Here is a 21,821-nt window from a genome sequence, read left to right as displayed (position 1 = left end):
CCCCATTTATATCCCTGTATGTCCGTACGCTTTACCCATCTTAAAATTGCTGGATTTAAAAGTTTTTCAGATCCAATTACCTTAGATATTTTGCCAGGACTGACAGGGATTATTGGCCCTAATGGCTGTGGGAAATCCAATATTGTTGAAGCTATCCGTTGGGTCATGGGGGAAAGTTCTGCCCGATCTTTACGCGGTGGGGAGATGGATGATGTTATTTTTGCTGGAACCGTGCGTAGAGCTGCCCGTAATATTGCCGAAGTATCCATAACTCTTGATGGCACACAAGCCATTGCACCCCAGCCATTTCAACATCAAGATCAATTGCAAATTTCACGCCAAATCGAACGTGGATCAGGCAGCCAGTATCGTATTAATAACAAAATACAACGTGCCAGGGATGTGCAAACGTTGTTTGCAGACTTGGGATCAGGTCCCAGATCTTCTGCCATCATCAGTCAAAACCGTATTGCGCAACTAATTTCTGCATCCCCTGAAGAACGTAGACAAGTATTGGAAGAAGCTGCAGGTATTGCTGGTTTATATAGCAGACGCAGGGAGGCCGAATTAAAATTAAAAGCAACCGAAGAAAATCTAGCTCGACTTGATGATGTTCGCCAACAATTAACCGATCTTATCACTTCGTTAAACGAACAATCCACCCAAGCAGGGATCTACCGTCAATTATCAGCAGATTTAAGAGAGGCTGAAACAGATTTACAAACATTGTATTTTCAACGTGCAGTACGCAGTCTGACCTTTTTCCAACAAAAAGTTATTAATGCCCAAACCCATCAGCAAGAGACCAACCTACACACAATTGAAAATCAAAACCATCTACAGACAGTAGAAGAAAAACTGCCTAATAGCCGCCAGTACGAAATCCAAGCACGCATCAAATGGGAACAACAACGTCAAGAAACACGTGCGATTCAAACCGAAATAAATAAAGTTAATGACGAGATTCGTCATTTACATGAACGTGTGCAAGAGGCAAAAAGTCAACAAACAACTTCGCACAATTATGTTAAAGAAACGCAAGATGATTTAAATAAGTTTCAAGAAGAGCTACGAATAATAAGCCAAAAATTATCTGCACACCCTGATCAAGAAAATCTTGCTTTACAAACCATTCATAGTCTTGAAACAGCACTCGCAGATCTAACAAAAAAGATCGATCAAGCCGAAGAAAATTTACACCAAAAGCAAAAACAGTTTCAAGATATTACCCAACAATATGAACAGGCTGCGTTAAAAAAGGAAACGATACACACAGAATACGAGGATATCTTAAACCAATATCAACTGTGTCTGGATGACCTGCCAAAAGATGATGATTTACAACAACATCACCAACAACAAGAAACTGCCCAAGCTGCAGTAAATCATTACACGCAACAAAGACAAGCACTGGAAGTAAAGTTAAACGATGCTCGCCTGCAGATCGCTGACGCGCAATATCACGCCCAGCAAGTTGAACAAGCCTATCTACAGCTATCTCAAAAAATTCAAGAACAAGATACGCACTCTAACGATTTAATCAATAGAGAACAAACTTTACAGTCGCAGCTTCAAAGCCTTCAACATCAATGCCTAACAAGTGAAAAAAACGAACAATTTGAACGTGATATCCAGCAAGCACAACAAACCTTACAAGACGCTAAAATCAATACTCAAACCCTTGCACGGCACTATCAAGACACTATCCAAAAACGTTTGGAGCATGAAAATACCTATCACCAGGCCTTACAAACTTATGAAAACCATCAACGTGCTACCGTTACCGCTAAGCAAGCACTAGAAACGGCTGAAAAAAAACTAAATCTTTTGCAAGAGCAAGTTGAAAAAGCACAATCTGCTTGTATTGATCCGCAGCATTTAGAACAACAAGAAAAACAATTGCAGCAGGAACAACATCGCTTCCAACAAATTCAAACAACCTTGCTAGCGTTAAAGCAATCACACCAACAGGCACAAAAGGACGTTGAGTCTTTTCAGATAATATTTAATCAACATCATACTGACTTACAACGTCTGCAAGCAAAGTTCGATGGGTTGACACAGGCTTTATCCAATGATCAACAAGGGGATGCTGCCCTTTCCCCTCTTCCCACCGTGATAGAACAATTAGCCATTCCACCAGAATGGATCACAGCCATTGCAACCTTGTTTGATGAAACATTAGAAACACCAGAAGATTACAACAGTGCTAAAGGATGGTATGCACTTTCAGAAAAAATAACTGATTTCCCAGCAAATATCCGTGTATTATCCGATATCATTCCCCCACCCTCTGTATTAAAGCGTGCTTTTGATCACATTGGTGTTGTCCATACAATTGAAGAAGGTAAAGATCTGTTTCCCAAGTTGACTGTAGGGCAAACTTTAATTACACAAAATGGGGATTTGTGGCGTTGGGATGGCTATCATCAAAAAGCAGGAATTCCAAATAAAGCCGCACAACGTTTAATACAAAGACAAACCTTAAAAGAAACTGAAAATGCTTTAACCGCATTACAGGCGCAAACCCCAAAATTACATTCCAAATACACTGAATTACAAAATCATCATGAGGCTTTGAAAATACAACTTGAACAAACCCAAAATAATTATACAACCCAAGAGCAACAATTAAAAAATATACAAAAAGAATTCACGACCCTACAAAATCGTGCCAACGCTGCCCAAACACATTACGATGCCTTACAACCTGCATACCAACAGGCACAACAAGATTATACTGAAAAACAACATTTATATAATCAAGCAAAACAAGAAGGTGCTTTACCCAAGCCCGATCCGTCAACCGTTAACAACAGCTTGCAACACGAACAAAATTCTAAAAAGCAACTTCGACTAGCCGAAGAAAAATACCAAGAAAGCGAACAAAAATTCACAATCTTGAAGGAAAATTACCAAAAGCTTCTGCATCAAAATCAACAAAATAACCTTCGTATTGAAGCGTTAAAAGAGAAAATTGCTATTCTTCAAACTGAACATCAAAAGTTGCAGGTTGATCTCAATAAAAATAAAGAACTTCTTAATCATCTTGAACATCCCGATCAAGCGAAAGAAGCGCACAATCAATTACAAGCCATCACTCAAACCTTAGAACACGAATTAAACTTACTGCAACAAGAACAAAAACAGGCTGAACAAACCTTAACTGATGCTCAACGGGCCTATCAACATATAAAAGAACGTCATATTCAAGGACAAAGCCGCCTGGAAACTTTGAAACCCCGCTGCGATACTTTAAAAAATCTACTGAACGCTGCTGAACAAGCCTTAGAAGCAGCAGAAAAGCTTTATGCAACCCGACCCGATCTTGACACGGCAAAAACATCCTTACAAGAATTACAAGAATCCTATAAGACCCTTAAAAATCAAGAAGAGAATGAACGGTTATCTTATCATTTATTGATTAATGAGAAAAAAACACTGGATCAACAACAAGAACAATTAAAATCCCAGTGTTTAGAATGGCAAACACGCTTATATCAAGCGCAAACACAAGCACAAGAGTCTGATCAAAAAGTAGCAGAACTTCAAAAACAATATGATGATATGAGCCAGCGCGTCCCGTTACTGGAACAAAATTATACGAAATTACAAAATTTAGAACAACAAGCATTAACCCTGTATTACGAGGCACAGCAACAACTGACCGCCTTAGAACAACAAAAAAACCAGGCACAACAACAATTAACCCAAGCTGAACAAGCGTTGGCCAAGGCCAAAGAAAATCTGTTTAAGGCACAGGCTAAGCAAGAACAAGCCGAAGCTTTGTTAGAACAATTAAGAAATAATATAGCCCCAGAAATCCAAGAGTTGGCCAAAGGCCGTTCAGACATAGATATCAGTGATCAGGCTGAAAAAACACTAAAAGCCACTATCACAACCCTTTCTGAACAACGCGAAGCTTTGGGGGCGGTCAATTTACGCGCTGAAATAGAACGAGAAGAAAAGCAGGATACTTTTAATACTATCGAAAAAGAATATTACGATCTGGACACAGCCATTCAACAATTAAAAGAATCAATTAACAAGCTGAACCAACAAGGCAAAGAAAAATTAAACACAATTTTTGTTGAAGTTAATCAACATTTTCAAGAACTCTTTACACGTATGTTTAATGGGGGCAATGCATATCTAAAATTATTGCCCCACGAAGACCCCCTACAAACAGGTCTGGAAATCTTTGCCCAACCCCCAGGAAAGAAATTATCAACATTGTCTTTACTGTCTGGAGGGGAACAAGCCTTGACTGCACTTTCACTGGTATTTGCTGTTAGTAAGTGTAACCCTGTCCCCATTTGCGTATTAGACGAAGTTGACGCCCCACTGGATGACCCCAATGTTGAGCGTTTTTGCGCTTTGCTAACCGATATGACTGAACAAGCAGGTACCCGCTTTTTGGTTGTAACCCATCATCAATTAACCATGAGTCATATGAATCGCTTATATGGTGTAACCATGCAAGAACGTGGTATCAGTCAAATTATTTCTATTGATCTAGAGCATGCTGTGCAAATGCAACAAAGCAAACATGTTGAACAGCTTAGTTTAATAGACGAGTAGTCGTATCATTTAGGTTATAAAACAGCCCTTATTATTCATTCTGCTTATATTCAATATAATAGCAATAAATACAGGGCTGTGATCTTTGTTATGAGTATTTAAAAGTAAACCTTAAACTCAGAACGTAAATTGCAGTCTAGAAATTAACAAATTACTGTTACGTCCGTACATATTGTGAGGATTGTTCAAAGAACTGGACGCACGAATATGGTTATAGTCTAACATAATCCGCATATGGGATGATGGATACCAATTAAACCCTGTTGACCAAATATTTTGCTTTCCACCATAGGATCCCAAAAACTGACCATTACGGGTATAACTGTTCAAATGGCTGTTTAAATCCATAACACTCCACCGACTGACCCATTCCAGCGCCCCCCATGATCCAGCCGCAGGGTTGAATAATGATCCCTGTGGTGTGCGAAAAGACGCTGTTTTTTGATCATACTGGCGAGGTTGCCCAAAAATCGTGTAACTGGTACTCATATACCATCCTGGGAAACTTAAATTTGGGCGGGAAGTATTGCCATCTTTAACCCGTTGTAAATTAATTTGATAATATTCCGATTGAAATACTAATCGTTTCCAACGCAATCCGACCTCTGGACCAAGGGTCCAAACACTATCTACCCCATCGATCATTCCAGTACGAATATAATTTCTGGACAACCAAATTTGTGCCTCGGGTCCTGATCCCATTGAATAACGACGATTATTACCGTGAAAGGCAAAGGCACCAGAAAATCCCAAATGCACATCAACATCGGCAGTTGCAACGGGGCGAAACGCAGCCCTTAACAATCCCCCAACCTGATTTTTTTGAAAGTCTCTGAAGTTCTCTCCTAAGCGTTGCCCTGTAACATAAGCCCCAACATAATACCGTTCCCCCCAATGTATTCCTTCCAACGCAACTCTGGGTTCCCCGCCAGAAATATTACGTACCATGTCAATAACCATGGGGCGTTCAATAAATTCGTAACTGTTAGAACTTTCAGAATCCTCCATTGAAGATCCTGGTTGGATCAGCCCCACCCCAAGAACTGTATTTTTAAACCCCACATATCTGATATAAGCATCATGAAGAGAGTATGTATTTTGATAAAACTCGCCTGCATCGGGACTGACAGTTACAATAAAATCGTCATAACGCGCTGAAATAATAAAACGCCCACGACGCAAATAAGATCGATGATTGGACATATTCGAACCATGTTGCACGTCTTTACCCACAAAACCACCAACATCAAAATGCATCATCATCCCAAGTGATAACGAAAAACGTCCATCTTGAGAGGTCAAAGTCGGTCGCCCCTTTGGAAACTTTAATTGCAAATTACCGACTTGAAATTGAATATTTTTATAGGGATCAATATTTACAACTTTGCGGGCATTCCACATTGAACAATGCGGTTGATCATTGGCACAAATATACCATCCTTGACCAAAATTAGATGCATATTCATCGGATTGCAAAGATATATTATTTTCGGATAATGCTTGCATAAAAGCACTATCTTGAGATGCTTTAGCGTGTGCAATTTGTTCGCTTTTAAACAAAAAAAAACCGCTGATAATTGTAACGGATAATAAGATACATGACGGGCTATTTTTATGAACACGGTAAATTTTACGCATACATCACACCTGCAACACAATCTTAAAAACAACTTAATCCCATTGATATCATAAAAGATCGCATGGTTGGTTGGATAACTATCAATCAAACATGCCGATTTTATGACCAAAAGAATATACTTATTCCCTAGCGTAAAATTGTAATAGATATATTGAACTATAGAAAAACAAACAATCGTTATGTTCAATAATATTAGGATTAAGCGGTTAAAAATTTAATTGTAAGCGTGAAATAATTAATTGGCTGTCTCTACCTCTAAGATTATAAGTATTTTTTAATGAAGGGGAAGCATGAACATAATTATAGTCCAACATAACCCTAACTTGGGCAGAAGGATACCAATTAAATCCTGTTGCCACAACGGTTTGTCTACCACCGTTGGATCCCAATAAAACGCCATTTTGATCATATTGCGTTTTATGGCTATTAAAATCCATAACACTCCACCGAACTGACCATTCTAATGCCCCCCACAAACCAGCAGCAGGATTAAACGTAGGTCCAACAGGTGGCGAAAATACTCCCTTTTTTGGATCATATAAACGAGGTTGGCCAAATAATGTATAATTTCCACTGACATACCAACCAGGAAACCGTAAATTAGGTAGATTTTCGTTACCCGTTGTAACCCGTTGCATAGAAATAGAATAATATTCTGATTTCAATAAAAGTCGCTTCCAACGAAATCCAACTTGTGGTCCCAAACTCCAAACACTATTAACGCCGTTAATGGTACCTGTTCTTAAAAATGGACGTGTTAACCAGATTTGAGCCTCAGTCCCAGTATTCATAGAATATTTACGATTAGCACCATGGAACGCGATTGACCCTGAAACTCCAATTAATAAATCGATATCCTGCATAGCAACTGGACGTACTGCTGCACGAAAAACACCACCAATTTGATTATCTTGAAAATTTTTAAATGGTCCATAGCGAAACCCCGTAACATATCCTGCCAACACATAATTTTTTCCCCAATGCGTGGCCCCTAAGGACAAACGCGCATTAGCAGCAGCAATATTTCTTACCATATCAATAATCATCGGGCGCTCGACAAATTCAAAACCATTTGACCCCTCGACATCTTCCATGGTTACACGAGGTTGTAGTAATCCAACCTCTATAGAGGTATGACGCAATCCCTGATACCGTAAAGACGCCTCGAATAGTGAATCATTTTGAACACCAGACGTACCAATGTCAGGAGTTACCGTAATTAAAAAATCATCATAACGCGCTGTGGCAATAAACCGTCCCCTGCGCAAATGATTTCTGACCCCAGACATGTTGATCCCTTCACTTTTGTGAAAGGGACCGATAAATCCACCAACATCATATTGAAACATTCCCCCCACTGCAAAACTAAAGCGTCCATCATTTGATGTAAGGGTTGGTCTACTTTTTGGAAAAGAAAGGTAAAAATCTCTAAAATTATAACGAACCTTCTGATACGGATCGATATTAATTACTTTGACAGCATTCCATAAATTACATCTCTGGCTGTTGGATGAACAATAGTACCATCCTTGCCCAAAATCGACTTTATTAAGATCAGAATCAGGTAATAAAGATTTTGTTATACTTGGTGACGTAATTGGTGTTTGGGCTTTGATTGCTAGAATATTTAAAAACCAGATGCCACACAACAAACCGATATAATGCAATAAAGCAAAGCATTTTGTATACTGTCTTCTTTGAAATTGCATATACATTGGCTGTTGTCCATTTTATAACCCCACAAAATATCAACATGTAAAAATAGTATTTTTTATATTTTACAATTTATTTATATATAATATAATTATACTAAAGTATATAACAATATTTATACGTATAATATATTCAATAAATATATTTTGTTAAAAGGTCACGCTATTCTAAAAAGTCATCTGCAAGCGTGCAACCAAAGAACGACTATCATATCCCAGTAAATTATAATAACTACTTTTTGACGAGGCCGATGTAACGTAATTATATTGTACCATCAATTTAGCATTGGAAGATACATACCACTTTACCCCAGCCGCTATTACTGTTTGTCGCCCACCATTAATAGCCATTCTTTTATCATCTAAACCAAATAAGTTTGGTTGGCTTTTTAAATTCATTACACTATATCGAAAAAAACCTTCAACCGTTCCCCACTCTCCCTGGCGGGGATTAAAGGACGGTTTAGCAAGACTGACAAAATCAGCCCGTTCTTGATTATAGATTCGACGAGGGCCTAAAATTGTATAGCTGGTCTCCAAATACCAAGCTGGAAATCTTAAAGTTGGCCGATTTATTTGCGAGCCTGCAACCCGACCCAAATAGATAGTATGATATTCCGCATTTAAGAATAATCGTTTCCAACGCAAAGATATTTCTGGGCCTGTTGACCATATATTATTGACGTTTTGGATATTTCTAATCATATATCCTGTTGATGACAACATCAATTGTCTTTGCAAAACCTGACCATACCGACGATTTATTCCGTCTAAAAATATGATACCTGAAAAACCCATATGTAAATCGTAATTAACATTCGCAATAGGATGTGCTGCAACACGAAATACACCCCCCAATTGATTACGACCAAAATCAATATCAGGTCCAAACTTTCTACCAGTTGCATAAGCCATTACGTGCAACTGATTGTTCAAGTGGGATTCCAACAATGTATAACGCACATGCCCCATTGTTGCCAAACGTATCAAATCAATAGCGGTCATATTTTCTACCTGATTAAATCCTTTTAAATTCTGATCTTTAATCACTGAAAAATATAAAAAACGAGCGTTAAAGCCTTTATAATATTTACTGTACTGGACCGACCCGTTTAACAGTTGAAATGCAAAATTATGAAACAAAACCTTATGCCTAGATGTCAATTTAAAATAGCTTAGCTGTTTCGAAGACATCTTGAAATCTGTTGGCGTAACAGATTGCGTCGCAAGGCTATATTTGATGGGATGATAAAAATAATCCTTAGCATTGTAGCGATCAAGCAATGATTTTCGCTTGTTTTTATCATTGGCAACATACGTGTTGATAAAATCTTGTACATTAGAACTTGAACGAAATGAATATTTCACAACTGTGTAACGAGTTATATTAACCGCTGAATCTTTTAATAATAACGGCGATTTCTTTATTGTATAATGTAACGAATACCCCTGCTGTGTAAACAAGGCAGAGCCAATGCCGATCAAGAATATAAAAGTAATTTTTGCTTTGTTGCGTTCGAATCTACTCTTTTTTACCATTTTATGTGCCTCACCTTACATCCAGTACCTCGTGGGAAAAACAGCTACGATATTGGAAAAAACAACTTTAAATTTTGACAAAATTTATTAATTACTATTCTTTTTAATATATTAACATAATATCTTTAATTTATACAAAATATTTTGTAATTTTATTAATCAACGTAATTTTATAGTTATTTTAAATAATAACAAACCCGATATTAATCCTTAATCAGCGCAATATTTTCTTGGATTATAAAAAAATCGCATATTATAATGTTCTTAAACAACCATTATAATCAAAGTCAAAAAACCCAAAGTAATTCACATGGCACCCATCTTAGAACATTCTGTATGCCCTAAACATCAAAATCGATGGTGCCTAATTTTGGTGAAAAACAACGATAAGAATCAACAACATATTCCTTTACTAGCATCTTTACACCATTATGATAGCAATATTTGGGAAGAAACCCTATTTATCCACAATCATCCTTCTTTACCGGCGTCATGGCAAATTGGAATAACCTTTATTGCCAAAGAATGCGATAAAGTACGAGTTAACCCCATTCATCACCATGGTGGCGATCTATCTATCGAAAGTTACCAATTAACGCTTTATCCACTTTCACGTATTAAAGCGGCATGCTTTCTTGGTTTTCTAAAACCCACTCGCATTTTAAAAGCATTGATTGGCTCTCCTTTGCAGCTGACAAAACGACTGCGCATAGCGATTAATCAAAATTGTACACAGACTGGAACTTATTTATCTTATACGCATTGGTGTAAATTTTACGATCAATGGACAAGCCAGGATAAAATTGCTTTACAACAAAGTATATATTTTCAAAAATTACCTGATATTCATATCCGACTTTATGCACCTCAAAATGCCAAAGATCAACGAACAGCCCAATCCATTGGTGATCAATGGGCCAGCCTTCAACAAACAAAGAGCAAAATTAATTACGTTGCTATCATACAAAATAATGAAATACTGTCGCCCCATGCTTTAATGGTTTTCGCTGACCAAGCAGCACGATATAATTTCCCAGCAGCCCTTTACGCAGATTCTGATGAAATTAACTTGTATCAACATCGCACTCGTCCCCTTTTTAAACCTGATGTTGGTTTTCCAGTTCTGTTGAGTGGCCTGTTAACCCAAGATGTTTGGGTCGTCCGCCAAGATATTATACAGGCTTTTCATAAAATTCACTCTACTCCTTTTCAGTCGGCATATGCCCATCGTTTGGCCTTAGCCATATATATTTATAACCAACATCTTTCCGTTCGTCATATCCCTTTTATTCTTAGTCATCGTCACACGCCGCCAACACCACAAATTTTAGCAGAAACCAAGAAAATCACGCAAAAAGAATTACAACAATACCCATGGGAAACCTATATACAAAAAACGAAATTCCCTTTTGAAATTCAGTTTTCATCAGACCAAGAACCCATTACTCTCGTCATTCCAACCACCATTCAATCTAAAACTATTTATCACTGTATCCACTCTGTCCTTACCGACACGGATTATCCTAATTTTAAAGTTGTTTTAGTCATTTCACAATCAACCCCACTGACCAAAAAACAACGTTTTTGGCTACGTCCTTTATTGGTCAATAAAAATCTAAAGGTGTTGTGGTTAAAAGAGCAAAAATTCAATTTTTCAAAAAGCTGCAATTACGGCATTCAACACAGTCAATCCCCGTTTATTGCCATCGTTAATGATGATATTCAACCTAAAGATCCACAATGGCTGCATTTCATGATGGGACATATGCAAGACACAACCGTTGGTGCTGTAGGGGCAAAATTATACTATCCAAATGGACAAATACAGCATGGGGGCATTATTATGGGAGCTGCCAGTGTATGTGAGCATGCAGGACGGTTTAAAAATAATAATTACGATATCCTGAATTACGATCATGATGTTTCCGCAGTTACAGGGGCCTGTATGGTTATCAGGCGCAGTGCCTATAATAAAATACAGGGCTTTAATGAAAAATATGAAATTGCTTATAATGACATCGATTTTTGCCTTAGATTACGTCAAGAAAATTTTCGTATTATCCAATGTCAACATGCCCGATTAATCCATTATGAATCCTTGTCCTTAGGCAATCATTACACAGGAGAAAGAGCAGGAAAAGAGCGTCAGGAAATGATATCCATACGTCATCAATGGCATCAATTATACGATCATGATCCTTTTTATAATCCCAACCTATCCCTACAACGAGGAATGGATTATCAACTAGCCTTTCCACCATATGTTACTAAACCCTTTGCCCAAAAAAATAAATTCTATGACTGACGCTTGTCCCCCCACCATTTCTATCCAAAACCTGCATTTATCCTTTCAAAATCGTGACATTTTCTCCAATCTTTGCACTCAATTTTTAGGCGGAAAATTTAATATTTTATTGGGTTCCAGCGGCGTTGGAAAAAGCAGTTTATTAAAAATGATTGCAGGTCTTATCCCCATATCCCAAGGGAAAATTACTTGGGATAACACTTTGCCTTTGCCCCGACAAATCAGTTATATGGGACAACAAGATTTGTTGATGCCTTGGGCTACGATTTTGCATAACGTTACGTTGGGATCTAAATTACGTGCTGTAAAACCAGATAAAAACCGCGCAAAACAAATCATACAACAAGTAGGGCTGGTCGACGTTGTACATCAATATCCATCTCAATTATCAGGTGGAATGCGTCAACGTGTTGCACTGGCACGAACCCTATATGAAAACCGACCTGTGGTTTTAATGGATGAACCATTTTCAGCCCTGGACAGTGTGACACGTACTAAAATGCAAGATTACACTGTAAAGTTGTTACAAGGGAAAACTGTTATTTTAATCACCCACGATCCTTTTGAAGCTTGCCGTATAGGTGAGCATATTCAAATTTTAGCAGGAAAACCTGTTCAAATATATACTATTCCCCCAATAGATGGAACAATCCCCCGCCATCCCAATGACCCAATTGTGCAGCAAACCCAAGCTGATTTACTGACCTTGTTAATCCAAAAAAGCTCTTCGTAATGTTTATAAATCATCCTTATTTTCGTCTTCCTATCATGATTATTGGATTGTTTATAATATGGGAATGTTCCCATATTTTTCTGGGTATTCCCGACTATTTATTACCTTCCCCCTTTTCTGTTTTCGTTGCTATGAAAACCAACGCTGTGCTTTTATGGAATATGAGCTTGGTCACTTTCTATGAAACCATATTGGGATTAATTTTTGGATGTATTTTGGGAATGATTTTGGCCTTATTAATGACGATGGTTCCCTTTATACGCCAATGGTTCATGCCCATTATTTTAATCAGCCAATCTATTCCTACCTTTGCCCTAGCACCGTTATTGGTTTTATGGTTTGGGTTTGGAATAAAATCAAAAATTGTTATGACCATTATTATGATCTTTTTTCCAGTAACCTCGGCCTTTTTCGATGGATTGAACCGCACCCCCCAAGGATGGCTAGATTTAGGTAAAACCATGAACGCATCCCCCATCAGGCAACTTTGTTTTATACGTCTGCCCGCAGCACTTCCTGCTTTTGCCTCGGGGTTGCGTATTGCAACAGCGATTGCACCCATTGGTGCTGTTGTTGGAGAATGGGTTGGTGCGTCCTCTGGGCTGGGATTTTTAATGCAAACAGCTAACAGCCGTTTTCAGACAGATTTAATGTTTGCAGCTTTATTTATTTTATCTGTCTTCACCCTCAGCCTATGGGGATTAGTAACGATTATTACCAAAAAATTAATCCCATGGGCTGATGAAGCATCATAAAGTGAATAATAAATGAGTTAGCATTTTTAATTCTGTATTAAATAGGGACCAGCCTCTAAAATTTGTAAAGATAATTTGGAAAAATGACCTATATCTTCCTTTTGCAATGGGATATAGGCATCACCTGATGTCCACCGCCCTATACCCAATTGTGCTTTTGGTAACCATCCTGATAATTCCTGACTAAATAAATGGGAATAATTTTTTTGATCTTGACTTGCATTTTCTAATACAATATCCCCAACCAGTACACCCAATACATGTCTATTATCAACAAAAGGGCCGTGGACGTCACAAGGGCGATAGGTACGTGACATCAAACGCACATAATGTACATCAGCGGGTAATTCAAAAACCGCCTTTTCTTTGTAGTTCTCAATAGGACGCAAAATTTCACCTTGATTTGTAATTAAATGTAAATCTGGATAATCTGTTTTAGCCAACGGCTGCTCGACAAGACCTATACCCAACATATCAGCACGTTTATTTAAACGGTTAAAAATTTGTTCGGCATTTCCACCTTTCGTAATTAAAGGGAATGCTGCGTCATGATCCCATGTTTTTACTTTAATTTTCCCTGTGGCAAAAGCTGTTTTGGCTGTAAAATAATGGCGATTGCCTGTATCTAAAAAGCTTTCTGATAAGGCACCATTGGCCATAATAACCGTATGTTTATCTGTTTCAATATGATAATAATCATAGGTCTTAATGTTGCGATCATAGAAAATCGTCTTATTATTCACCAACATCCGTATTGGTACAAAATAATCATCAAACCACATACAATGTTCTGCTGTTACATATAAATCAGCAAACGGAACTCCTTCTTCAATTGCATCTTTTCTAATACATACGGGATATCCTGCCATATCATCAAAACAGTCTGAACAAACTTGAGCCGTTTGCATACCCGTCCATATGACTTGACGTAATCGCCATGTCCCTTGCTCTAAACTATAAACCAAATCACCAGGAATAATGTCCTCAACACGCACCAATCCTTGCTGTGCTTTGATAAAAGTTCCTGGCAAAAAACATGCATCCCCATCATCTAAAATAAAGCTAATAAACTGTGTTTTATATTGCGATGGATTGAAATTATTATCAGAAACCAAGATAACAGTTTGACGACCATCTGGAAGTTTTGGGCCCAGCGTCATTCCTTCTAGATTATCAATACGCGTTTGCGTTGTATTTAACTCATTGACGATTATAGGATCCATTGAATCAAATACTAATGTCTTATCCAGCAATGTTGTATTATCGGAATTTAAACTATCAATATTTAAAACATTTTGAGCATTTTTTAAATCAATTTTGTAAATACGTACTCGATTGGTTGATGCCCCAGTTGTACCATCTTGGGTGCTATTGTGCCCCCGCTCCATTACCAATAATGTATTATTATCCAAAGCTAAGATTTCAGAGATCCCATTACTGCTGGCATCAATAGTGGAAGGACGATCCGTATAATACGCATATTGTGCAACTGCATTTCCGTTTTGATCGAATTTTGTAATCCGCGAATATCCTGTTTGATCTTGAATTAAATTTCGTTCCAAAGAGACATAATAGGATCCATCTGGGGCGAATGTTGCCCCTTCAAGGCTAAATTACTTTGCACGCCAGTTACAATATTGTCAGGAACAGCAATTTTGCTAACAGATCCATCTGTATGATAATGATAAATACTGGGAACGGTTTCTTCAGTCGTTATCCAAAAACCATCTCCTTTTGGATCCCAACGAATGGATTCAGCATCGTAAATTTTTCCTCCTTGGGCATTAAATAAAGGCACCACCCTTAAGATCTCAATATTAGGATTACCATTTTGATCAAATAATCCTGTTAATTTAATTTCATAAACAATACTTTGATCCATCCCAGGCTGATGATCAACTTCTACTAGATAGGTATCTGTTTGGGGATTATAATCAATTCCAGATAATCCCCCAATCTGATAAGTTGCACCACTACTTAAATCTGTATATGTATAATTAAATGGTAAATCTAATTGATTAAGATAATGTAATCCTGTTCCAAAGGCCAAACTTACAAATTGAGTTTTGTTTTGATTGATATTGTAATTATTATCAGAAACCAAAACCAACGTATCCCGTCCGTCAGCAAGCTTGGGTCCTAGGGCCATTCCTTCAATATTATCAAAACGATTTTCAGAAGTATTTAATAAGCCATTAATAGATGGACTCATTGAATCAAAAACCAAGGTTTTATCAACCAATGTAGTATTATCAGAAGTCAAGTTAGAAATATTCATCACGTTTTGCGCGTGATTAAGATCAATCTCATAGATCCGCACACGCGTTACAGATTGTCCCGTCAAAGGATCTTGCTGATCGTTGTACCCTCGTTCTAAAACTAATAGACGATCATTATCAATAGCTAATATTTCTGAAATGCCATTACTGGTTGCCCCGACCGTAGAAGGGCGATCCGTATAATAAGCATATTGAGCAATTACATCCCCATCTATGTTAAATTTTGTAATACGTGTATAACCTGTTTGATCCTTTGTTAAATTACGCTCCAAAGATACAAAATAAGACCCATCAGGGGTAAATGTAGATCCTTTTAAATTCTTACTAGGTTGTGAAGCAGTTTTTATATTATCTGGAACCTTTTCTGATTTTGTATAAGTACCATCTGCATGATAATGATAAATACTGGGCACTGTTTCTTCAGTTGTTACCCAAAAACCGTCCCCTTTGGGATCCATTCTGATTGATTCAACATCGTTAATCCCGCTTAGATCAATAGGTGTCTTTTCAAATTGGATGCCAGGATTGCTTTTTGAGTCATACAATCCTGTAAATTTAAATGTATATACTGCAGCAGGTTTCCCGTCAGCCCCGATATCTGATTGAGCAATATAAGTATCGGTAACGGGATCATAATCGATCCCAGATAATCCGCCAATTTTATACCCATCATAAGTAAAATCTGCAGGTAAATCCACTTGATTAATATAACTCAGTCTCATCTTTATCTCTCATTCACTAGATAATAGATTATGTTTCCAACATTTTTCCTTCATATCCGATCATTCTAAATGGGCGAATAATAACACTTTCAAATACACCAGCCTTGGCGTAAGGATCGTTTTGAGCAAACTGCTCTACTGCGCTTTGATTCTCCATATCGATAATAATCAAAGAACCACAGCTCTTGCCGTCGTGATTGGACAAAGGACCACAAATCTTTATGTGACTTTCATATTTTTTCAAATACACCAGATGCTCAGGACGTACCGCCATTCTGGTTTCGAAACAACCCAGTTTATCCGTACACATAACTGCAAATAACATTTTTCGGTTCCTTGTTATTAAAAAATTATTAATGATTATTATTTATATCATAGGTGAAACAAATTAAACTGAATATTCCTATGGTCTGCATTTTTGAAATTGAAAAATAAATACTCTACTTGTATTAATACATTATATTTTGATTTATGCAGCTATTCACCAACGGAAATCATATTGTCTATCCCCTCGAAAAAATCTTTTCGATTCATCGTGAATCGATTGGCTAATCCAGGTGTATTCTTACGCTTTACAACCAAAGCTCAACCTTGGGTTACGACAAGTGCACTTATTATTTCCTTAATTGGCATCATAGGGGGATTATTTTTCGCTCCTGCTGACTGGCAACAAGGGGATAGTGTTCGAATAATGTATCTTCATGTCCCTATGGCTATTTTGGCAAGTGGGGGTTATTTTGCTTTAGCCATTTGCGCCCTCTTATCCCTGATTTGGAGACATCCCTTGGCTGATTTGGCCGCCGCGGAGATCAGCCCCATTGGTGCAACCATTACGGCCTTGTGCTTGATTACAGGTTCTTTATGGGGAAAACCAATGTGGGGTACATGGTGGGTATGGGATGCTCGCCTTACCTCAGTTTTGGTTTTATTTTTTTTATATTTAGGGCATATCACCTTGTTACATGCTTTTGACGATCAACAAAAAGGTTATAAAGCCGCTGCTATTTTAGCATTGGTTGGCGTTTTTGATTTGCCCATTATTAAATTTAGCGTGAATTGGTGGAACACTTTGCATCAACCCAGCACTTTCAGTTTTACGCATGCGTCTTCTATTACTTTATCTATGATGTGGCCTTTGTTTTTTTGTATAATTGGATTTGCATTAGGATTTGTTGCCTTGGTATTTTATCGATTGCGCGCGGCCATTATTGAACATCAAATTCGTCACTTACTTATTTCTTCAACTCAAGATGATAGGATCTAGTTCTATCCATGACCCACTTACCTTATATTATCGCTGCCTATGGCATAGCAGTTATTTGTATCAGCAGTCTTGCTATACATTCATGGACACGTTTAAAAAGAGCACAGAAAAAATTAATTGCTCTTCAACAGACACAGCAAAATTCCAAATCTTGTCATGAAGCGTAAAACCAAAAGGTTATGGATTGTCCTAAGTTGCATGCTTGGGATTGCTGTGGCCATCACCTTGGTTTTATCTGCATTTTCAAGCAATTTGGTCTATTTCAAAGCACCCTCCCAAATTATTAATCACCCAACCCCAGCACGAACGACCATTCGGTTGGGGGGAATGGTTGTTGCGCATTCTTTACAGTACAGCCGCACAGGTCAAACCCCCACTGCTCAATTTAAAATTACAGACGGACAAGCCGCAATTGAAGTCCATTACACAGGTGTACTGCCCGATTTGTTTCGCGAAGGACAAAGTGTTATTGCCATTGGCTCATTAGGAAAAGATAATATATTTAACGCTAATGAGGTATTGGCAAAGCATGACGAAACCTATATGCCCAAAGAAGTTGCCGAGGCCTTGCGTAAAAACGGGAAATGGGACCCTAAATATGGCCCACCGCCCGATGCTGCCACGTGGAATCACATGACAAAACCTTAGATAGCTTAATAATAAAAACAGTCTTTGAAACGAAAGAAGACTGTTTTTTAATTGTATTGCAGAGCCCCTTTCTCTCTACAAAGTAGAAACAGCTTCAATACAGTTCTTTAATTATATCAGCATTTATTGCCGACATCCTTATACAATCTCGTAATGTTTATTTTTGATACGATAAGTTAACAATGTAGAAATTAAAACAATAGATAACAACACTAGCAACGTTTGGTAAAATCCTGGCGAGATCATAGAAATCATGTTCGATACCAAGCCACCAATACCAAATCCCAAATAAATAAATCCGTAATTTTTGGTTACACCCCGCAATCCATAAAAATCACTGATTAATGCAGGGTAAACAGCAATCGTCCCCCCAAACCCAAAAGCAATCATAATAACAGAGGCATAAAAAATACTAATTGTTAATGTTGGATAACACATTGATGCAACCCCCATTAATAATAATATTTGGCAAAGACGCAAGGCCATTAATGTCCCTATCTTGTCCGATAAACTGCCAATTACCAAACGACCACAAAGATTTGAAAATGTTAAAATCGCAACGGCATTTGCAGCTTGTGTTAAGGTCAGCTGGGCTAATTGTTCCCCAATATCCTTCACAGCTCCAATCAGATATATACCACTGATACTTGTAATTAAAAAAATTAAGGCGAACTGCCAATAAACACTATTCGATAATACATTTCTGATCGAATAATTATTTTTGGTTTGTTCCAACTTAACGTTAATGATCAAAGATGCTGAAATTAACAGGCAAAGAAAAACAATTCCGCCCCATAACATCAACGCCACAGACAATCCCTGCGACATTAATAACCAATGATTAATATACTTAAAAACAAAACCGCCTAATCCATACGCCCCTACAGATAACGAGGAAATCACCCCTTTATGATTAGGAAACAATTTCACACAGTTGGTTAAAATCATCAAATAGATTGTACCCTCGGCAATTCCAACCAATCCCCCTATTCCAATATATACCTCCATTAAGCTATTTGCTTTGGATGTTAAATATAACCCCATAAACATCAAACAGGCTGCTATTAAAATGGCCCACTTAACCCCGATTTTCTCCTGTATGATTCCTGCCAACGATGAACAAACCGCTAACATGAAACAAGCCAACCCAAAGGTTAGAGTTACTTTGTATAAAGGGACGTCAAGCTTAATGGCCAAACTATGATTAAATAAACTCCAAGTATAAAACGATCCCAAAGCAAATTGGGCAAGTATCGTTCCTATTAAAGCGCTATATTTTTTATAAACAGATATTATAAACTGTTGATCAGCCATCAGTATTTGCCACGCATCAAGGGTTTAAGTTCAAAGTTACACTACTAAACTGTCATACAAACAAAACAATCACTTCACAAATAACACTAACTTTACCTTTAGATCCTACAACGAAGGGAACTAGCGTTGAGGAGATATTTCATAGATATAATATTTTACCACAGTATCACTGGTCTTGTTATAAATCGTAAAGCCAGTTCCAGTTGCTTTTTAATCTATAAACAATATATCAAATAAAAATTCAGACCTTTTTAATTAAAAAACCTTTTCATCGCTCACGGCTTCTGATTTAACCAATACTTATCCCGTTTAACTTTTTACTCTGGACAAATGCTGTGATCTCAAAAATACTTAGCCCAGAATTTGGTCATTTTACATTGGCCCTAGCGTGTTGCCTGGCAGGGGCACAATGTTTAATCCCTTTGATGGGGGCAAAACTTAGAAATATACGTCTTATGGCGTTGGCATCGCCCTTAGCATGGGGGCAATTTATTGCATTGGCTACAGCGTTTGCCTGTTTGATCACAGCTGCTGTTACAGATGATTTTTCCGTTCAAAATATTCTACAAAACAGTGCCATTGATAAGCCTTTATTATACAAAATTACGGGCGTATGGGGAAATCATGAAGGCTCTATTTTATTATGGGCGTTGATATTAGCGTTGTTTGGTACAATTATTTCAACCTTTAGTCAGCATCTACCAACCTCTTTACGATCCAAGGTCATTGCCATTATGGGGGGCAGTGCCACAGGGTTTGAATTATTTTGTTTAATAACATCCAATCCCTTTGTTCGGTCATGGCCAGCCCCCTTGGATGGGCAAGGAATGAACCCTTTATTACAAGATCCTGGTTTGGCATTTCATCCCCCCATCTTATATATGGGTTATGTTGGATTTGCAGTACCCTTTGCCTTTGCTGTTGCTGCGTTACTAGAAGGACGCGTTGATGCCGCATGGGGACGATGGGTGCGCCCTTGGACAGTTCTTGCTTGGGCTTTATTGACTTGTGGAATTGCCCTTGGATCTTGGTGGTCTTATTATGTATTGGGATGGGGTGGTTACTGGTTTTGGGATCCTGTTGAAAACGCATCCTTGCTGCCTTGGTTAACGGGAACGGCATTATTGCATTCTGCTTTGGTTGTAGAAAAAAGAGAAGCTTTAAAAGTTTGGACGATTTTATTAGCTATTGGTACTTTTTCTTTATCGTTAAGTGGAACTTTTCTTGTGCGCTCTGGAATTTTAAATTCTGTACATGCTTTTGCTTCAGATCCAACACGAGGAGTCTTTATTTTACTATTATTAGCTGTAATCAGTGGGGGGGCATTATTGTTATTTGCGTGGCGGGCACCCACCTTAACACAGACAGGTATATTTGGCTTCTTTTCTAGAGAGGGCTCAATCGTTCTTAATAATATATTACTATGTACAATGGCTGCTGTCGTATTAACAGGAACGCTTTATCCCCCTTTTATACAACTATTAAATGGGCAAACCTTGTCTGTAGGAAAACCATTTTTTGACAGTGCTTTGATCCCCATCGCTTTACTGTTATTTTTTGTTATGGCTATTGGCCCCGTTCTTGCATTTAAAAAGGGAAATTTCAAACAAATATGGTCAACCTTGAGATTTCCTGCCTTAGGTTCAATCTTGGTCACCTTTGCTGCCTTTATTTATTTACGTCAAATTCTGCCTGCCTTGGCAACGGGTGCCAGCCTATGGATTATTTTAAGCGCAATCGCTGATTATATTAAACGTTTATCATTGTTTAAAACTACATTAATCAACAGCTTCCATCGTATGACAGGCCTGCCCCGATCTTTTTATGCAACTTATATTGCCCACATCGGTGTTGCAATCACCGTCTTAGGGATTGTTGGAATGGCCGCCAGCCAGCAAAAGATTGTTGAAATCCCTATAAATACCACCATTCATTTGGCTGGATATGATTGGACCCTGACCGACATTCAAGATCGTCAAGGTCCTAATTTTGTTGCAACTGAGGCCACAATTCAAATTTCAAAAAATGGCAAACCAATTACCTGGATGTTCCCAGCCCGACGTTATTTTGAACGCCAAAAACAGGTCGTGACAGATGTTTCTATTCATACCAATTTGCTATCAGATTTATATGTTGTCTTAGGCGACAGTAAAAATAGTGACAAACCTCAACCTTTATTTGTTCTACGCTTGCATTATAATCCATTGGCACCATGGATATGGATTGGGGGATTTATTATGGCGATTGGTGGGTTTATAACCTTAACCGATCGCAGATTTCGCGTGGGTGCCCCTGCTTTACGTAAAAAACAATTACCAAAGGCCTAGATT

General features: G+C 37.9%; 14 protein-coding genes and 1 pseudogene. 8 read left to right on the top strand and 7 right to left on the bottom strand.

Features of this window, described 5'->3' with window-relative positions; translation table 11 throughout:
- Window positions 1-18 precede the first annotated feature (18 nt).
- Window positions 19-4,581, top strand: coding sequence for an AAA family ATPase (locus QJV27_RS00375; protein ID WP_281447016.1), 4,563 nt, complete (start codon window positions 19-21; stop codon window positions 4,579-4,581).
- A 117-nt stretch (window positions 4,582-4,698) separates the two neighbouring features.
- On the opposite strand, the gene QJV27_RS00370 is transcribed toward QJV27_RS00375, so the two are convergent.
- The 3 genes from QJV27_RS00370 to QJV27_RS00360 form a co-directional block, all read right to left on the bottom strand.
- Window positions 4,699-6,219, bottom strand: coding sequence for an OprO/OprP family phosphate-selective porin (locus QJV27_RS00370; protein WP_281447015.1), 1,521 nt, complete (start codon window positions 6,217-6,219; stop codon window positions 4,699-4,701).
- Between the two features lie 207 nt (window positions 6,220-6,426).
- Window positions 6,427-7,935, bottom strand: a complete 1,509-nt coding sequence (locus QJV27_RS00365; RefSeq protein ID WP_281447014.1) for an OprO/OprP family phosphate-selective porin — start codon at window positions 7,933-7,935, stop codon at window positions 6,427-6,429.
- Between the two features lie 165 nt (window positions 7,936-8,100).
- Window positions 8,101-9,471, bottom strand: a complete 1,371-nt coding sequence (locus QJV27_RS00360; RefSeq protein ID WP_281447013.1) for a porin — start codon at window positions 9,469-9,471, stop codon at window positions 8,101-8,103.
- A 310-nt stretch (window positions 9,472-9,781) separates the two neighbouring features.
- On the opposite strand from QJV27_RS00360, the gene QJV27_RS00355 reads away from it, so the two are divergent.
- The 3 genes from QJV27_RS00355 to QJV27_RS00345 are packed head-to-tail and all read left to right on the top strand — an operon-like array spanning window position 9,782 to window position 13,264.
- Window positions 9,782-11,776 carry a glycosyltransferase gene (locus QJV27_RS00355; RefSeq protein WP_281447012.1) on the top strand — a complete coding sequence of 665 codons (1,995 nt, stop codon included), beginning with the start codon at window positions 9,782-9,784 and terminating at the stop codon, window positions 11,774-11,776.
- Window positions 11,769-12,509: an ABC transporter ATP-binding protein gene (locus QJV27_RS00350; RefSeq protein WP_281447011.1), complete on the top strand. Its 741-nt coding sequence runs from the start codon at window positions 11,769-11,771 to the stop codon at window positions 12,507-12,509. The genes QJV27_RS00355 and QJV27_RS00350 overlap by 8 nt, the downstream gene beginning before the upstream one ends.
- On the top strand, window positions 12,509-13,264 hold the full coding sequence (locus QJV27_RS00345; protein WP_281447010.1) for an ABC transporter permease: 756 nt from the start codon (window positions 12,509-12,511) through the stop codon (window positions 13,262-13,264). The genes QJV27_RS00350 and QJV27_RS00345 overlap by 1 nt, the downstream gene beginning before the upstream one ends.
- Window positions 13,265-13,290: 26 nt before the next feature.
- Here QJV27_RS00345 and QJV27_RS00340 read toward each other — a convergent pair whose 3' ends face one another.
- The 3 genes and pseudogenes from QJV27_RS00340 to QJV27_RS00330 form a co-directional block, all read right to left on the bottom strand.
- Complete coding sequence (locus tag QJV27_RS00340; protein WP_346771192.1) at window positions 13,291-14,424, bottom strand: Hint domain-containing protein; 1,134 nt, start codon at window positions 14,422-14,424, stop codon at window positions 13,291-13,293.
- Window positions 14,419-16,265: pseudogene (locus QJV27_RS00335) on the bottom strand (esterase-like activity of phytase family protein); the annotation flags it as partial. The pseudogene QJV27_RS00335 and the gene QJV27_RS00340, both read right to left, overlap by 6 nt.
- A 28-nt stretch (window positions 16,266-16,293) precedes the next feature.
- The gene (locus QJV27_RS00330; protein ID WP_281447007.1) at window positions 16,294-16,590 is read right to left on the bottom strand and encodes a YciI family protein; all 297 of its coding nucleotides are present in this window, start codon (window positions 16,588-16,590) and stop codon (window positions 16,294-16,296) included.
- A gap of 168 nt (window positions 16,591-16,758) precedes the next feature.
- Here QJV27_RS00330 and QJV27_RS00325 point away from each other — a divergent pair, with 168 nt between their 5' ends.
- Genes QJV27_RS00325 through ccmE form a run of 3 tightly spaced genes read left to right on the top strand, consistent with a single transcriptional unit; the run spans window position 16,759 to window position 18,177 of the window.
- Window positions 16,759-17,529, top strand: coding sequence for a heme ABC transporter permease (locus QJV27_RS00325; protein ID WP_281448934.1), 771 nt, complete (start codon window positions 16,759-16,761; stop codon window positions 17,527-17,529).
- Window positions 17,530-17,537: 8 nt separating this feature from the next.
- A complete protein-coding gene (gene ccmD, locus QJV27_RS00320) occupies window positions 17,538-17,696 on the top strand; it encodes a heme exporter protein CcmD (RefSeq protein WP_281447006.1) in 159 nt (52 codons plus the stop codon).
- Window positions 17,686-18,177, top strand: coding sequence for a cytochrome c maturation protein CcmE (gene ccmE / locus QJV27_RS00315; protein WP_281447005.1), 492 nt, complete (start codon window positions 17,686-17,688; stop codon window positions 18,175-18,177). The genes ccmD and ccmE overlap by 11 nt, the downstream gene beginning before the upstream one ends.
- A gap of 138 nt (window positions 18,178-18,315) precedes the next feature.
- On the opposite strand, the gene QJV27_RS00310 is transcribed toward ccmE, so the two are convergent.
- Complete coding sequence (locus QJV27_RS00310; RefSeq protein WP_281447004.1) at window positions 18,316-19,491, bottom strand: MFS transporter; 1,176 nt, start codon at window positions 19,489-19,491, stop codon at window positions 18,316-18,318.
- Between the two features lie 347 nt (window positions 19,492-19,838).
- Here QJV27_RS00310 and QJV27_RS00305 point away from each other — a divergent pair, with 347 nt between their 5' ends.
- Complete coding sequence (locus QJV27_RS00305; protein ID WP_281448933.1) at window positions 19,839-21,818, top strand: heme lyase CcmF/NrfE family subunit; 1,980 nt, start codon at window positions 19,839-19,841, stop codon at window positions 21,816-21,818.
- Window positions 21,819-21,821: the final 3 nt, after the last annotated feature.

It is taken from the genome of Commensalibacter oyaizuii (assembly GCF_029953265.1).
In the GTDB taxonomy this organism is placed as follows: domain Bacteria; phylum Pseudomonadota; class Alphaproteobacteria; order Acetobacterales; family Acetobacteraceae; genus Commensalibacter; species Commensalibacter oyaizuii.
Note: the sequence above shows the minus strand (reverse complement) of the source record. Positions and strands in the feature narration are given on the sequence as shown.

Excerpts from the sequence above, each read along its gene's own strand:
- QJV27_RS00365 (WP_281447014.1), bottom strand. The coding sequence starts at position 7,935 with ATGTATATGCAATTTCAAAGAAGACAGTATACAAAATGCTTTGCTTTA.
- ccmE (WP_281447005.1), top strand. The coding sequence starts at position 17,686 with ATGAAGCGTAAAACCAAAAGGTTATGGATTGTCCTAAGTTGCATGCTT.
- QJV27_RS00330 (WP_281447007.1), bottom strand. The coding sequence starts at position 16,590 with ATGTTATTTGCAGTTATGTGTACGGATAAACTGGGTTGTTTCGAAACC.
- QJV27_RS00360 (WP_281447013.1), bottom strand. The coding sequence starts at position 9,471 with ATGGTAAAAAAGAGTAGATTCGAACGCAACAAAGCAAAAATTACTTTT.
- QJV27_RS00345 (WP_281447010.1), top strand. The coding sequence starts at position 12,509 with ATGTTTATAAATCATCCTTATTTTCGTCTTCCTATCATGATTATTGGA.
- QJV27_RS00340 (WP_346771192.1), bottom strand. The coding sequence starts at position 14,424 with ATGACGCTGGGCCCAAAACTTCCAGATGGTCGTCAAACTGTTATCTTG.
- QJV27_RS00375 (WP_281447016.1), top strand. The coding sequence starts at position 19 with ATGTCCGTACGCTTTACCCATCTTAAAATTGCTGGATTTAAAAGTTTT.
- QJV27_RS00310 (WP_281447004.1), bottom strand. The coding sequence starts at position 19,491 with ATGGCTGATCAACAGTTTATAATATCTGTTTATAAAAAATATAGCGCT.
- QJV27_RS00355 (WP_281447012.1), top strand. The coding sequence starts at position 9,782 with ATGGCACCCATCTTAGAACATTCTGTATGCCCTAAACATCAAAATCGA.
- QJV27_RS00350 (WP_281447011.1), top strand. The coding sequence starts at position 11,769 with ATGACTGACGCTTGTCCCCCCACCATTTCTATCCAAAACCTGCATTTA.
- QJV27_RS00370 (WP_281447015.1), bottom strand. The coding sequence starts at position 6,219 with ATGCGTAAAATTTACCGTGTTCATAAAAATAGCCCGTCATGTATCTTA.
- ccmD (WP_281447006.1), top strand. The coding sequence starts at position 17,538 with ATGACCCACTTACCTTATATTATCGCTGCCTATGGCATAGCAGTTATT.